The following is a 13,848-nucleotide window of genomic DNA, read 5'->3' on the forward strand; positions in this document are numbered from 1 at the left end:
TCACTCGCCCTGCCATGCGGGGAGGGAGAACACCAGCCGGGCCCCATGCTCGCCGTCGATACGATCCGTGGCGCGCAGCTTGCCGAAATGCGCCTCGACGATGGTGCGCGCGATGGCGAGGCCGAGGCCGCTGTGCTTGCCGAATTCCTCGCCGGAAGGGCGCAGCGAGTGGAAGCGTTCGAAGATCCGTTCGCGCGCGGGCTCGGGAATGCCGGGTCCGTGGTCGGAAACGGCGATCACCACGCGTTGCGCTTCGCGGGTCAGCATGATCTCGATCGGCGCACCGGCGGGCGAGAACGAGATGGCATTGTCGATCAGGTTCTGGAGCACGCGTTCGAGCCGTCCGGCATCCCCGGGGACGACCAGCCGGTCGGCCCCATAGGCATCGACCCCGGCGGCTTCGAGGATCTCGACCGGGCAGTTCCCGTTGACGCCGCGCTGCTCCCGTTCGTTGACCAGTGCGCGCACCAGCCGCAGCATATCGACCGGTTCGAACGTGGTGCGGCTCAGTTCGGCGTCGATGCGACTGGCATCGGCGATCTCGGTCACGAGGAAGTCGATGCGGCGCACGTCATCCTTGGCGATGCCGAGCAACTGGCGGCGCAGGTCCGCATCCTCGACCCGGTCGAGGCTTTCGAGCGCGCTGCGCAGCGAGGTCAGCGGGTTCTTGAGTTCGTGGGCGACATCGGCCGCGAAGCTCTCGACGGCGTCGATACGCTGGCGCAGGGCGCCGCTCATGTCCGAGACCGCACGCGCGAGCAGGCCGATTTCATCACGCCGGTCAGGCAGGCGAGGCACCACCACACTGCGGTCGCGGCCGAGCCGCACGCGCACCGTTGCGCGCACCAGTTTGCGCAGCGGCTCTACGATGGTGCGGGCCAGGAACAGCGAGAGCAGGATCGAGACGCCCAGCGCGCCGCCGACGATGATCGCCAGCGTCTGACGCGCCATCCGCACGTTCTCGGTGATGTCGCGCGCATTGCGGGTGACGAGCAGGGCATCGCCCCGGTCGCCCACCGGAGTTGCGGCGATGATGACCGGGGTCTGGTCGGGCGCGGCCTCGTTGCTGACTTCGGTGCGGCCGTTGGCGAGGGCGGTGGCGATCTCAGGCCAGGCGCTGGCATTGGCGCCCGGATTGTCGTGATAGGGCGGCACCGGGGGGGAGCCGAGGACGAAGTTCATGCCGCTGTCCAGCGCGCGGGCGGCGTCCTGCAGCCACGGCTCGGTGGCCGGATCGACGAGCGTATAGGACGGCGGGGCCAGTGCGAAACTGTCCGCGATCAGATGGCCTTTCGCATCGAACAGGCGAAGGCGCAGGGTTTCGCTCGATCCGATGCGGGCGATCAGGTCGCGGCGCTGATCTCCCTCGGTGCCGGAAAGGGCATGGGCGACGATCTCGGCCTGCGAGGCGGCGAGGCGGTAGCGCTCGTCCAGTAATTCGCGCCGGTAGCTGTCGAGGTAGAACAGGCTGCCTGCCAACAGCGCCAGCGCGATGACGTTCACGGCAAGGATGCGCGCCGTGAGCGAGACGCGCCAAGGCAGGCCGAGGCGGACGCCGAGCGAGGCCTTGCCGGACGAGGGGTGACGGGATGAGGTGGCGCGGGACGATTTGGACCGCTTTGTGCGGTGGTGTTCAGCCATCGGCGAAGGAGTAACCGGCGCCATAGAGCGTGTCGATTGCGGCGAACTCGGGATCGACGGCGCGGAACTTGCGGCGCAGGCGCTTGATGTGGCTGTCGATGGTGCGGTCGTCGACATAGACGTCCTCGCTGTAGGCGGCGTCCATCAGCTGGTTGCGGCTCTTGACCACGCCCGGGCGCATCGCCAGCGCCTCCAGGATCAGGAACTCGGTAACCGTCAACGAGACCGGCGTGCCGTCCCATGCGACCTGATGGCGGGCGGGATCGAGTTGCAGGCGTCCGCGTACCACCGTGTCCGGCAGGCTTTCGCCGGAGTCGGCGTCGATGGGCGCGCGCACGAGTTCGCTGCGCCGCAGGATGGCGCGAATGCGCGCGACGAGCAGGCGCTGGCTGAACGGCTTGGCGATATAATCGTCCGCCCCCATGGCCAGCCCGAGCGCTTCGTCCGGCTCCTCATCCTTGGAGGTGAGGAAGATCACCGGCAGGCTGGACTGCGCGCGCAGCGCCTGAAGCAGCGAGAGCCCGTCCATGCGCGGCATCTTGATATCGAAGATCGCAAGGTCGGGCGGATTGTCGAGCAGCGCTTTCAGCGCCGCCTCGCCATCGGCGTAGACGCGCGTGGCAAAGCCTTCGGCCTGAAGGCTGATGGACAGCGTGGCGAGGATATTGCGGTCGTCATCCACGAGCGCGATCGTCTGGATACGCGCGGGCGCTTCGGCCCGGACTTCTCCCGCATGGGCGGGGGCAGGGATCGTCTCGCCGTTTCCGGGGGCTGTCGAAGGCTCTGCCATGAGGCTGCGGGGTCCTCTTTATCGCTAGCGACAAACGCCTAGCGGGAGTGGGTCCGGCTGACAATCTCCGTTCCTGACGCAAAAGAGATAAGGTTCGTCGCAGTCCGATTGGTTTATTTTTCCCCAGATTTGACGGAAAAGGGGGGCGGGATTATGCGCGCCCCGAGTCTTGCGAAAAAATGTCCGGGTATCGATCGATCCCCCTCGATCGGTGCCTGAAAATGGAGGAGATGACATTGACCGCTACCCTGAACTATCCGCTCGCCAAACAAGGCATTGAAACCAACGCGGAAATCTTCGCGAACCTGGGCACGGCCCCGCTCGTGGAACATGCGGTCAGAAACGGAGAGGGCGTGCTGAGCGTCGACGGACCTTTCGTCGTCGCCACCGGCAAACACACCGGCCGCTCCGCCAAGGACAAGTTCATCGTCAAGGACGCCGAGACCGAAAACACGGTCTGGTGGGGCAAGACGAACGTCGCAATGACGCCCGAGCACTTCGCCGCGCTCAAGGAAGATTTCCTCAAGGCCGTGGCCGAGAAGGATACGCTCTACGTGGCGGACCTGTTCGGCGGTTCGCAGCCGGAGCACCGCGTCAAGGTGCGCATCATCAACGAGTTCGCCTGGCACAACCTGTTCATCCGCACCCTGCTGGTGCGCCCGGACGCAGCTGAACTCGCGGACTTCGCGCCCGAATACACGATCATCGACCTGCCCAGCTTCCGCGCCGATCCCGAGCGTCACGGCAGCCGCAGCGAAACCGTGATCGCGGTCAACTTCACCGAGAAGCTGATCCTGATCGGCGGCACCTCCTACGCGGGCGAGATGAAGAAGTCGGTCTTCGGCATCCTCAACTACCTGCTGCCCACCAAGGGCGTGATGCCGATGCACTGCTCGGCCAACATCGGCCCCGAGGGTGACACTGCGGTGTTCTTCGGCCTGTCGGGCACCGGCAAGACCACGCTTTCGGCCGACGCCTCGCGTACCCTGATCGGTGACGACGAGCATGGCTGGTCGGACACTGCGGTGTTCAACTTCGAAGGCGGCTGCTACGCCAAGATGATCCGCCTCTCGGCCGAAGCCGAGCCGGAAATCTTCGCGACCACCAAGCGTTTCGGCACCGTGCTCGAAAACGTGGTGATCGACCCGGTGACGCGCGAGATCGACCTCGACGACAACTCGCTGGCCGAGAACAGCCGTGGTTCCTACCCGATCGACTTCATTCCGAACACTTCGGAGAAGAACCTCGGCCCGGTTCCGAAGAACATCATCTTCCTGACGGCCGACGCTTACGGCGTGCTGCCTCCGATCGCGCGCCTCACGCCCGATCAGGCGATGTACCACTTCCTCTCGGGCTACACCGCGCGCGTTGCCGGTACCGAGATTGGCGTGACCGAGCCGGAAGCCACGTTCAGCACTTGCTTCGGCGCACCGTTCATGCCGCGTCACCCTTCGGTCTACGGCAACCTCCTCAAGGAGCGTATCGCCAAGGGCGGCGTGAAGTGCTGGCTGGTCAACACCGGCTGGTCGGGCGGCAAGGCCACGATGGAAGGCATCAAGCGCATGCCGATCAAGGCCACCCGCGCGCTGCTCAATGCCGCGCTCGACGGCAGCCTGAATACCGCCGAGTTCAAGGAAGATCCGAACTTCGGCTTCGAGGTTCCGGTCGCGGTTCCGGGCGTTGACGCCAAGCTGCTCGATCCCCGCGCGGCCTGGGCCGACGGTGCCGAGTACGACAAGACCGCACAGACGCTGGTCAAGCAGTTCATCGACAACTTCGCCCAGTTCGAAGCCCATGTCGACGAAGGCGTCCGCAAGGCTGCACCCGTCTCGGTGTAACGGCCGGAAACGGCGCCAACGCGCGCCGTTCAGCGTGAAATAAAGGCAGGGTCCCGGAACTTCGGTTTCGGGGCCCTTGTCTTGTCATGAATTGGGTGCATGCTGTCGCTCCCCCTCTCTCTTTCATGGAGAAACGACCATGGGAATTTTTGACGGCATTCTCGGCCAGGTCAGCGATCACCCCGATGTCGAGAACCTTGCCGGCAAGCTGGGCCTTGATCCGGCAACGGCGGAAAAGGCGATCGCCGCACTCGGCTTCGCGCATCAGCAGGAAGGCGATACCGCGCAACTGGCGGCGGAAAAGACCGGTCTTGGTGTCGGCACGATCCAGCAGATCATCAGCTCGATCGGCGGCGAGGGCTCTCTGGGTCAGTTCGCCAGTCTCGTTTCCAGCGATCCGTCCAAGTTCACGTCCTTCCTCGACAAGGACGGTGACGGCAGCGTGGTCGACGACATCACCAACATGGCCAAGGGCCTGTTCGGCAAGAGCTGAACCCCGGCCATGACGAAGAAGGCCGCCCTGCCGAAGCGGGGCGGCCTTTCTCGTAGGCCATCCGAAGGCGCGGACAAATTCGCAAGGCGAATCCGACCCGGCCGACTTGGCAGTGCGCCCGGCTGCCCCGATCCCTGCCCGACAAACACTCGTCATCCCCGCGCAGGCGGGGATCCCGCTTTCTGGCAGCAGAACGAGAGGTTTCAAGGCAGCGGGGCCCCCGCCTGCGCGGGGGTGACGAAACGATGAAGCTGGACGAATTCTGAGCGTAATCCGTTCGTTCCGAGCCGTCAGGTGATGCCACCCGACTTGAAAATGCTTTAATCGAGCATGTCGGCCGGCACCTGACCGCCGTGGGCAGCCAGTTGGCGCAGCGTTTCCTTGTGCAGCCACAGGTTCATTTCCGCCGAGCCGTCCAGCGCGCCGGTATAGCCCAGCTCCTTCGCCAGCTCCTTACGGTTGTCGAGGCTGGAATCGATATTGAGCACTTTCATCAGATCGACGATCGAGTGCTGCCAGTCGAGGTTCTTGCCGGACGCCATTTCCGTAAGCACGGCGCTGACGTCTACCGATTCGGGCGCGGCCTGTGGCGGCGGGGCCGCGGCTGCGGGAGCAGGCGCTGTGGCGGGGGCTGCCGCTGGTGCCGCTGCGGCAGGCGCCGGCGCGGCCTTCTTTCCGAAAATGGCATCCTTGATCGAGCCGAAGATGGACATGGGCATGCTCCTTGGCTGAGTTCCGGGGGGTGAAAAACGAACCGCCGCCCGCACGCGCCTGAGTCGGACAACGTAGGGGCGGCGGATCGATCCTGCTCCCCGGCAGGCCGGGTGCCTACGCCATGTCCGCGCTCATGGGGCATGGTGCCCCGTGAGCGCGGCGGAGCGATCAGCGCTTGCCGGTGGTGGCGATATATTCGTCGATATTGGTGGCAAGCACATCGAGCGGGACATTGCCGCCGTCGACCACGGCCTGGTTGAAATCGCGCAAGTCGTAGGCCGTGCCCAGCGCCGCCTTGGCGCGGTCGCGCTGGCGGTTGATCTCCGAATGACCCATCTTGTAGCCGCAGGCCTGGCCCGGCCACGAGCAATAACGGTCCACTTCGCTGGCGATCTCGCCCGCATTGCTGCCGTTGCGTTCCACGAAGAACTGCACGGCCTGCTGGCGGCTCCAGCCCTTGGCGTGAAGGCCGGTATCGACCACCATGCGGCAGGCACGGAAAGCGATCGACTGGAGGTAGCCAAGGCGGCCGACCGGATCGTCGTCATAGGCGCCAAGTTCGTCCGCCAGCTGTTCGGCGTAGAGCGCCCAGCCTTCGGAATAGGCGTTGAAGGCCAGCATCGAGCGGATCAGCGGCAGCCGGTTGGCATATTCGCCCTGCCAGACGTGGCCGGGAATCGCCTCGTGATGAACCAGCGTCGGCAGGTCGAACTTGCGGTGCAGGTCGGTGGTGTGGAGGTTGATCCACATCTTGCCGGGCACCGTGCCGTCCTTCGAGCCGCCGCCGCCATAGGCCGTGGGCGCGCCGGGCTCTTCCGAAAGCGGCAGGCGCCGCACTTCGACATTGCCCGATACCGGATCGCGGAAGGCGCGCGGCATCTGCGCGCGGATCCAGTCGATGCGCTTCTGGATGAAGGCCATGATCTCGGCCCGGCCGGGATCGCCCTCGGAGAACATGAAGCGCTTGTCGTTGCCGAGCGCGGACATCCGCGCGCCAACAGTCCCTTGCGTATAGCCGAGCGACTTCAGGATCGGGTCCATGCGGGCGTGGAGCGCTGCCAGTTCCTCCATCCCGCGCTGATGGATTTCCTCGGCGGGGACGGTCGTGGTGGTGCTGGCGCGCAGGGCCCAGGCGTAGAACTCGTCGCCATTCGGGCGGGCGCCCATGCCGGGATCGCTCTTGGCGAGGCCGCGCTGGCGCTTGAGTTCGGCCAGCTGGCGTTCCAGCGCGGGCACCACTTCGCCCGCGACGATGGTCTTGGTGCGGTTCTCCCAGTCGCCGGGGATCGTCTTGGCGCGACCGACCAGCGAGGACACCAGCCCGCCGCCATTGTTCCGCGCTTCGGCGATCGTGCTTTCCATCTGCGCGATGGCGCGGTCCAGCAGGAAGTCGGGCGGGACGAGGCCCTTGTCGGTTGCTGCGCGCATGCGCTCCAGCTCACCGTCGAGCTGGGCATCGAACTGCGAGAGGCGCGAGACATAAGCCTCGGCATCGGCGGCGGTCTTTACCGGGTGGTCGGCGTCAAGGAACTTGGGCGTATCGAGATAGGCGCCGACGTTCTGGATCACGACGTAGGGCGTGTTGCGCCAGCCGCCCACGGCCACGTCGCCATAGGGCTGGGCCAGGCCGTCGAGCGCGGTCTTGTAGGCACTGCGCACGACGGCGAGGCTGGTGCGGTTCGCGTGGTCCAGCCCGGTGGTGTCGAATGCCTCGACACGGGCGAGATCGGCGCGCAGCGTCTTTCCGAGCGCGGCGCGGCCCGCGAAGGAGCGGTCCTCAAGGCGCGAGCGCAACGCGGCATGCGCGCCGGTGTCGACGCCGAGGCTGGTGGCGTTTTCAGGCGCGTGCTCCAGCATCTTCCACGCGATCGAATCGAGCAGAGCGGCGGCGTTCTGCTGTCCGGCCGGTGCGGCGGCGAGCGCGCGGGCGCCGGGCAGCGCGAGCGCGGCGGTACCGGTGGCGAGAAGCTGGAGAGTGGTGCGACGCGAGAGCGGCGGGGGGGCCATGGTCTGGTTCTTCATGGGCCGCGAAATTGGCGAGCGACGAGGCGTGTGTCAAACCCGCTCGATTGCCGGACCCTGCTCGGCTAGGGGATAACCATGGACATTGCGCTTTCCCTGCTCGTTCTCACTATTGTCGCGCTTGTGCTGGGCGCTTTTGCGCTGTTTCGGCGCGGGGGGCATCGCAAGCAGGCGGTGCTGATGCTGGTGCTGGCGGGGGTGATGGTGGCGAATGTGGCGATTCTGGTCGTGCCCACGTCCGGCGGCGAAACGCTGGCCGGTGCGGCAAAGGAAAAGGCGCCGGAGTGAGCCTCCGACGCCTTTTGCCAAATTTTGCGATTTTGCGACCGGCTTGCCCACCGCCACCAACGTCACCCTGAACTTGTTTCAGGGTCCATCGTGGTTTTGGCGCTGTGTCTTGCGGCAGTAACACGCCGTCGCGGCGTTACCCCTGCAACCTCCGGTTGAGGCCGAAAAATGGACCCTGAAACAAGTTCAGGGTGACGCAAGGGGTAAGCGCCCGCTTTGCGGGCGCCAACCGCTTGCGTCACTTAATCGGACAATCCGGCGAAAGACGCATATCGAGATAATTGTCCACCGAACGCATCAGATCGTCGATCTCGTTCTCGAAGAAGTGGTTCGCGCGCGGGATCTCGTCGTGGTGGATGGTGATGTGCTTCTGCGTGCGCAGCTTGTCGACCAGCTTCTGCACCGCGTTCGGCGTGACCACCGTGTCCGCCGCGCCCTGGATAATGATGCCCGAGGCGGGGCAGGGCGCGAGGAACGAGAAGTCGTACATGTTGGCCGGCGGCGCCACCGAGATGAAGCCGCGAATCTCCGGGCGGCGCATCAGCAGCTGCATGCCGATCAGCGCGCCGAACGAGTAGCCCGCGATCCAGGTGGTCGAGGCTTCGGGATGGATCGACTGCACCCAGTCAAGCGCGGCTGCGGCGTCGGACAGTTCGCCCACGCCGTTATCGAAGCTGCCCTGGCTGCGGCCGACGCCGCGGAAGTTGAAGCGCAGCGTGGCGAAGCCGCGCGCCACGAAGGCCTTGTAGAGGTGCTGGGTGACGCGGTCGTTCATCGTGCCGCCCGCCTGCGGGTGCGGGTGAAGGATCATCGCCACCGGCGCGCGCGGGCGCGTTGCGGGCTGGAAGCGGCCTTCGAGGCGGCCTTCGGGTCCGGGAAAAATGACTGCGGGCATGTGTTTGCGGGCCTGACCTGTTGAAACTCCCGCGAAATACCGGCGGCGGTCTGCCGCACCGGCAATCGCGGGAGTGCAAATAAGAAGGTTCGCTATATAGAAACAACCGCCCCGAAAACAACTTTTGCAAACAATGGCCCCCGAAATCGAAAACGCACCGATCTATCTCGACCATGCCGCGACGACGCCGATCATGCCCGAAGCGCGCGATGCGTGGCTGGAAGGGGCACGAATCTGGGCCAATCCGTCGAGCCCGCACAAGGCTGGCCGCGCCGCCCGCGCCGCGCTGGAGGATGCGCGCGAGCGGATAAAGCGGGTGCTGGGCTGGCAGGGCGAAGTGATTTTCACCTCCGGCGCGAGCGAGGCGCTGGCGATCGGCCTCGGCCGCGCGAAGGCAGAGCAGCGGCTGGTCTCGGCGGTCGAGCATGACGCCGTGTTTCGCGCTGCGCCCGATGCCGAAGTGCTGCCCATGCATGAGGGCGGGGTCGATGCCGACGCGCTTGCGGCGGCGCTGGCAGGCGCGGGGCGTCCGGTCGTCGCGGTACAGTCGATCAACTCGGAGACCGGCACTGTGCTGCTGCCTGCCGGAGGCAATCCGTTGGCAGAGCAGGTGCGCGCAGCGGGCGGGTTGTTCCTGGCGGACTGTTCGCAATCGGCGGGCAAGATGGGCTTGCCTGATGCGGACATGGTAGTTGTCTCCGCGCACAAGCTGGGCGGTCCCGTCGGCATCGGCGCCTTGCTGGTGAAGGATTTCGCGATGCTGGAGCCGAACGGCGGACAGGAGCGCGGCTACCGTGCCGGGACCGAGAACCTGCCCGGCGCACTCGGTTTCGCCGCCGCGCTTGAAGCGCGGGGGCTGGAAGACTGGGAAACGTCCATCGAGCAGCGCTTCGACTTCAGGAACCGCCTGTCCGCGCATGGGGAGATCCTTCAGCCGGGCATGCCCTGTTCTCATATCTTTGCCGTTGCCGCGCCGCGTCTGGCCGCGACCGCCACTCTGATCCGCATGGATGCCATGGGCTTTGCGATTTCGGCGGGAAGCGCCTGCTCCTCGGGCACGCTCAAGCAGAGCCGGGTCTTGCAGGGCTTCGGCGTGGACGAAGACCTTGCCCGGCGCACCGTGCGCATCAGCATTGGCTGGAATACCACACCAGCCGAACTCGATGCCTTTGCGGAAGCCTGGGCGCAGGTGAACGCATGATTTACCTCGACTATCAGGCCACCACACCGCTCGCCCCCGAAGCGCGCGAGGCGATGCTGCCGTGGCTTGGCGGGCCGGAGGGCGTGGGTTTCGCCAATCCGCATAGTCCCCACCGTCCCGGTCGCGGCGCGGCGGCCATTGTCGAAGTGGCGCGGGAACAGGTTGCGGCGCTGCTGCCGCCGGGGGGCAGGGTTGTCTTCACCTCCGGCGCGACCGAGGCGATCAATCTTGCCTTGTTCGGCAGCGGCGCGCGCAGGCTGGCAGTCTCCGCAATCGAGCATGCGGCAGTTCTCGACGCCGCGCGGGTGGTCGATCCCGATGTGGCGATCCTTCCCGTCGATGCCGACGGATTGGTCGATCCGGCGCTCAACCTTTCTGACGGTCCGGGCCTTGTCGCGGTCATGCAGGTCAATAACGAGATCGGCACTGTCCAGCCGATCGCCGCGCTGGCTGAGGCTGCGCACCGCGCGGGGGCATTGTTCCTCTGCGATGCGGTGCAGGGTGCGGGCAAGATCGCAGCGCCGCAGGGCGCCGATCTCATCGCGCTTTCGGCGCACAAGCTCTACGGCCCCAAGGGAATCGGTGCGCTGTGGATCCGGGACGGGCTGGACCTGAAGCCCCTGATCCACGGCGGCGGACAGGAGCAGGGATTGCGCTCGGGAACGCTGAGTCCGGCTCTCTGTGCGGGTTTCGGCGCGGCAGCCACACTTGCCGCACAGTGCATGGAAGCGGACGCGGCGCATGTCGAGGCGCTGTGGACGGCCGCGCGCGAGGCGCTGGCCCGCTGGACGCTCAACGGCTCGGCGGAACATCGCTGGCGCGGAAACCTCAATGTGCGGCTCGACGCGCTCGATGTCGCGCGGCTGATGTCGGACTTGCGGGACATGGCCTTTTCCGCCGGTTCCGCCTGCGCCAGCGGCTCCGGACGGCCCAGCCATGTGCTGAAAGCATTGGGACTTTCTGACCGGCAGGCCAAAAGCTCTATCCGTCTGGGATTCGGGAGATATACTGGGCTTAGGGAAATCGGGGATGCCTGCGCACGTATCGATGCCGCAGCAGCGGCGCAGGGAGTCTGAATTGTTGAACGTCAGATTTGTTACCGCTGAAGGTGTATCCGTCACGGCCGAGGCCGAGCCGGGGACGCGTCTCCTTGCCCTTGCCCAGCGCTGCGGCATGCCGCTTGAGGGCACATGCGAAGGCCAGATGGCCTGCTCCACCTGCCACGTGATCGTCTCGCCCGAGTGGTTCGACGTTCTTGAGCCGGCCTCCAATGACGAGGAAGACATGCTCGACCTCGCTGCCGGGGTCACGCGCACCAGCCGTCTGTCCTGCCAGATCGAACTGACCGAGGCGCTGGACGGCCTGGAAGTGCGCATCCCCGGCCTCTCGCGAGACATGCAGATCGGCTGATCCCGACAAATCGGAACGAATCGGGAAACCAAGTTCTGGAAAACACGGGAATCCGACTTGGCACCGGGCGGGGCGCTGCTAGGTTCCGCCCATGGTGACCACGACCGACGAAGATTCAGATCCGTTCGACGCCATCGTCGATGCGCCTTTCGATGCCGCGCTGTCTCAGCGCTACCTTGTCTATGCGCTTTCGACCATCACGGCGCGCTCGCTGCCGGATTTGCGCGACGGATTGAAGCCGGTCCACCGCCGCCTGCTCTGGGCGATGCGGCAGCTGAAGCTCGATCCCGGCAATGCCTACAAGAAGTCGGCGCGCGTCGTCGGTGATGTGATCGGCAAGTACCACCCGCATGGCGACGCTTCGGTCTACGACGCGATGGTCCGCCTCGCGCAGGACTTCTCGCTGCGCTATCCGCTGGTGCAGGGCCAGGGCAACTTCGGCAATATCGACGGAGATAATGCGGCCGCCTACCGCTACACCGAAGCGCGCCTGACACGTACGGCGATCCACCTGATGTCCGGGCTGGACGAGGGCACCGTCGATTTCGTTCCCACCTACAACGGTGAAGAGAGCGAGCCGGACTTGTTCCCCGGCATGTTCCCCAACCTGCTGGCGAACGGTTCGACCGGCATCGCCGTGGGCATGGCGACCTCGATCCCCAGCCACAACGTCGCCGAGATCATCGATGCGACGATGATGCTGATCGACAATCCCCATGCCGAGCATGAGCAACTCATGCAGGTGTTCCACGGCCCCGATTTCGCGACCGGCGGGCTCGTGGTGGACAGTCCCGAGGCGATCAGCCACGCTTACGAGACCGGCAAGGGCGCCTTCCGTGTGCGCGGCCGGTTCTCGACCGGAAAGGATCAGGCGGGCAACTGGGAAGAGAGCGGGATCGAGCGGCTTGGCAGCGGCCAGTGGCAACTCGTCATTTCCGAAATTCCCTACATGCTGGCCAAGGGCAAGCTGATCGAGCAGGTCGCCGCGCTGATCGGTGACAAGAAGCTCCCGATCCTCGAAGACATTCGCGACGAGAGCGACGAGCAGATCCGCATCGTCTTCGTGCCCAAGAGCCGCAATGTCGATCCCGAGTTGCTGAAGGAAAGCCTCTACCGGCTTACCGATCTGGAAAGCCGCTTCTCGCTCAACCTTAACGTGCTGGATTCGCATCGCACGCCGGGGGTGATGGGCCTGAAGCTGCTGCTGTCCGAATGGGTTTACAGCCAGATCGACATCCTGCTGCGCCGCGCGCGCCACCGGCTGGAAAAGATCGCCGCGCGGCTGGAACTGGTCGCCGGTTACATCATCGCCTATCTCAACCTCGACCGGATCATCGAGATCATCCGCACCGAGGATGAGCCCAAGCCGGTGATGATGGCCGAGTTCGAACTGACCGACCGTCAGGCCGAAGCCATTCTCAACATGCGCCTGCGCAGTTTGCGCAAGCTTGAGGAAATGGAGCTTCGCAAGGAGCACGAGGAACTGCTGCGCGAGCAGGAAGACCTCAACAAGCTGCTCGAAAGCCCGGCCCGCCAGCGCACGCGTCTCAAGCGCGACCTGACTACGCTGCGCAAGGAATATGCCGAGGATACCGTCATCGGCCGCCGTCGCACGACGATCGCGCAGGCCAAGCCGACGGTAGAATTCAGCATGGACGCGATGATCGAGAAGGAGCCGGTGACGGTGATCCTCTCGGCCAAGGGCTGGGTCCGCGCTGCCAAGGGCCATGTGCCGCTGGACGGCGACTTCAAGTTCAAGGAAGGTGACGGCCCGGCCTATGCCTTCCACGCGCAAACCACCGACAAGGTGCTGATCGCGCTGGATAATGGCCGCTTCTACACGGTCGGTGCCGACAAACTTCCGGGCGCGCGCGGGTTTGGCGAGCCGATCCGCACGATGGTCGATATCGATGCGGATGCGCACATCATCGCGGCGCTGGTCTACAAGCCGAAGTCGCAGATCCTGCTGGCCTCGAACGTGGGTCGCGGATTTGCGGTCGAGGCGGAGGAACTGCTGGCCGAAACGCGCAAGGGCCGTGCGGTTATGTCCACCAAGGCGGGCGTTCAGCTCAAGATCGTGCGCGAGATCCCTGCCGAGCATGACCATGTTGCCGTGGTGGGCGACAATCGCAAGCTGGTGATCTTCAGTCTGGAAGAGCTGCCGCTGATGGCCAAGGGGCAGGGTGTGACGCTCCAGCGCTATCGCGACGGCGGACTGTCCGATCTCATTACGCTCAAGCTTGAGGATGGCCTGTCGTGGACGATGGGCGGCGACAGCGGCCGCACGCGGACCGAAAAGGACATGGGTCTCTGGAAAGTCGCACGCGGCGCGGCAGGCCGTCTGCCGCCGACCGGGTTCCCGAGGGACAACAAGTTTCAGGGATAAATGAGGTTGGTGTTCGGCGCCGCGAAAGTGGTCGCCGAACACCCGCATCATTCGTGAGCCGGCTATCCCAAATCACCCCGTCGTCCCCGCGAAGGCGGGGACCCCGCTTGTTCTTGCGGCGGGGCGAAAAGAAGCGGGGCCCCCGCCTTCGCGGGGGCGACGGATTGTTT

At 65.4% G+C, this 13,848-nt stretch carries 12 protein-coding genes; 7 read left to right on the forward strand and 5 right to left on the reverse strand.

All coding sequences use genetic code 11. From position 1 onward, the window contains the following. Nucleotides 1-1,641, reverse strand: coding sequence for a sensor histidine kinase (locus AC1VVM_RS10970; protein WP_482903963.1), 1,641 nt, complete (start codon nt 1,639-1,641; stop codon nt 1-3). Further along, nucleotides 1,634-2,431 (reverse strand): response regulator transcription factor, encoded by a 798-nt coding sequence (locus AC1VVM_RS10975; protein WP_482903964.1) that lies wholly within the window; start codon nt 2,429-2,431, stop codon nt 1,634-1,636. The genes AC1VVM_RS10970 and AC1VVM_RS10975 overlap by 8 nt, the downstream gene beginning before the upstream one ends. 236 nt (nt 2,432-2,667) lie before the next feature. Between AC1VVM_RS10975 and AC1VVM_RS10980 the strand changes: the two genes are divergently transcribed. Both AC1VVM_RS10980 and AC1VVM_RS10985 read left to right on the forward strand, forming a co-directional pair. Beyond that, nucleotides 2,668-4,269: a phosphoenolpyruvate carboxykinase gene (locus AC1VVM_RS10980; protein WP_482903965.1), complete on the forward strand. Its 1,602-nt coding sequence runs from the start codon at nt 2,668-2,670 to the stop codon at nt 4,267-4,269. 139 nt (nt 4,270-4,408) lie between these two features. Then, nucleotides 4,409-4,762, forward strand: coding sequence for a hypothetical protein (locus AC1VVM_RS10985; RefSeq protein WP_132385168.1), 354 nt, complete (start codon nt 4,409-4,411; stop codon nt 4,760-4,762). A 320-nt stretch (nt 4,763-5,082) separates the two neighbouring features. On the opposite strand, the gene AC1VVM_RS10990 is transcribed toward AC1VVM_RS10985, so the two are convergent. Both AC1VVM_RS10990 and AC1VVM_RS10995 read right to left on the reverse strand, forming a co-directional pair. After that, the gene (locus tag AC1VVM_RS10990; protein ID WP_482903966.1) at nt 5,083-5,475 is read right to left on the reverse strand and encodes a DUF3597 domain-containing protein; all 393 of its coding nucleotides are present in this window, start codon (nt 5,473-5,475) and stop codon (nt 5,083-5,085) included. A gap of 169 nt (nt 5,476-5,644) precedes the next feature. Further along, entirely contained in the window at nt 5,645-7,483 is a 1,839-nt protein-coding gene (locus AC1VVM_RS10995) for a DUF885 domain-containing protein (RefSeq protein ID WP_482903967.1), read from the reverse strand. Nucleotides 7,484-7,576: 93 nt separating this feature from the next. On the opposite strand from AC1VVM_RS10995, the gene AC1VVM_RS11000 reads away from it, so the two are divergent. Beyond that, nucleotides 7,577-7,786: a hypothetical protein gene (locus AC1VVM_RS11000; RefSeq protein ID WP_482903968.1), complete on the forward strand. Its 210-nt coding sequence runs from the start codon at nt 7,577-7,579 to the stop codon at nt 7,784-7,786. A 238-nt stretch (nt 7,787-8,024) separates the two neighbouring features. On the opposite strand, the gene AC1VVM_RS11005 is transcribed toward AC1VVM_RS11000, so the two are convergent. Next, nucleotides 8,025-8,681, reverse strand: a complete 657-nt coding sequence (locus AC1VVM_RS11005) for an alpha/beta hydrolase (protein WP_132385172.1) — start codon at nt 8,679-8,681, stop codon at nt 8,025-8,027. Nucleotides 8,682-8,814: 133 nt separating this feature from the next. Here AC1VVM_RS11005 and AC1VVM_RS11010 point away from each other — a divergent pair, with 133 nt between their 5' ends. The 4 genes from AC1VVM_RS11010 to parC all read left to right on the forward strand — a co-directional run bounded on the left by AC1VVM_RS11010 (nt 8,815) and on the right by parC (nt 13,678). Next, nucleotides 8,815-9,882 (forward strand): cysteine desulfurase family protein, encoded by a 1,068-nt coding sequence (locus AC1VVM_RS11010; RefSeq protein ID WP_482903969.1) that lies wholly within the window; start codon nt 8,815-8,817, stop codon nt 9,880-9,882. Beyond that, nucleotides 9,879-10,958, forward strand: a complete 1,080-nt coding sequence (locus tag AC1VVM_RS11015) for a cysteine desulfurase family protein (protein WP_482955062.1) — start codon at nt 9,879-9,881, stop codon at nt 10,956-10,958. The genes AC1VVM_RS11010 and AC1VVM_RS11015 overlap by 4 nt, the downstream gene beginning before the upstream one ends. A gap of 1 nt (nt 10,959) precedes the next feature. Beyond that, on the forward strand, nt 10,960-11,292 hold the full coding sequence (locus AC1VVM_RS11020) for a 2Fe-2S iron-sulfur cluster-binding protein (protein WP_243652344.1): 333 nt from the start codon (nt 10,960-10,962) through the stop codon (nt 11,290-11,292). A gap of 91 nt (nt 11,293-11,383) precedes the next feature. Beyond that, a complete protein-coding gene (gene parC, locus AC1VVM_RS11025; RefSeq protein WP_482903971.1) occupies nt 11,384-13,678 on the forward strand; it encodes a DNA topoisomerase IV subunit A in 2,295 nt (764 codons plus the stop codon). The last annotated feature ends 170 nt before the right edge of the window (nt 13,679-13,848 follow it).

The organism is Novosphingobium sp. BL-S-33, assembly GCF_056857025.1.

Excerpts from the sequence above, each read along its gene's own strand:
- AC1VVM_RS10985 (WP_132385168.1), top strand. The coding sequence starts at position 4,409 with ATGGGAATTTTTGACGGCATTCTCGGCCAGGTCAGCGATCACCCCGAT.
- AC1VVM_RS10990 (WP_482903966.1), bottom strand. The coding sequence starts at position 5,475 with ATGTCCATCTTCGGCTCGATCAAGGATGCCATTTTCGGAAAGAAGGCC.
- AC1VVM_RS10975 (WP_482903964.1), bottom strand. The coding sequence starts at position 2,431 with ATGGCAGAGCCTTCGACAGCCCCCGGAAACGGCGAGACGATCCCTGCC.
- AC1VVM_RS11005 (WP_132385172.1), bottom strand. The coding sequence starts at position 8,681 with ATGCCCGCAGTCATTTTTCCCGGACCCGAAGGCCGCCTCGAAGGCCGC.
- AC1VVM_RS11015 (WP_482955062.1), top strand. The coding sequence starts at position 9,879 with ATGATTTACCTCGACTATCAGGCCACCACACCGCTCGCCCCCGAAGCG.
- AC1VVM_RS10970 (WP_482903963.1), bottom strand. The coding sequence starts at position 1,641 with ATGGCTGAACACCACCGCACAAAGCGGTCCAAATCGTCCCGCGCCACC.
- AC1VVM_RS11000 (WP_482903968.1), top strand. The coding sequence starts at position 7,577 with ATGGACATTGCGCTTTCCCTGCTCGTTCTCACTATTGTCGCGCTTGTG.
- AC1VVM_RS10995 (WP_482903967.1), bottom strand. The coding sequence starts at position 7,483 with ATGGCCCCCCCGCCGCTCTCGCGTCGCACCACTCTCCAGCTTCTCGCC.
- AC1VVM_RS11010 (WP_482903969.1), top strand. The coding sequence starts at position 8,815 with ATGGCCCCCGAAATCGAAAACGCACCGATCTATCTCGACCATGCCGCG.
- parC (WP_482903971.1), top strand. The coding sequence starts at position 11,384 with ATGGTGACCACGACCGACGAAGATTCAGATCCGTTCGACGCCATCGTC.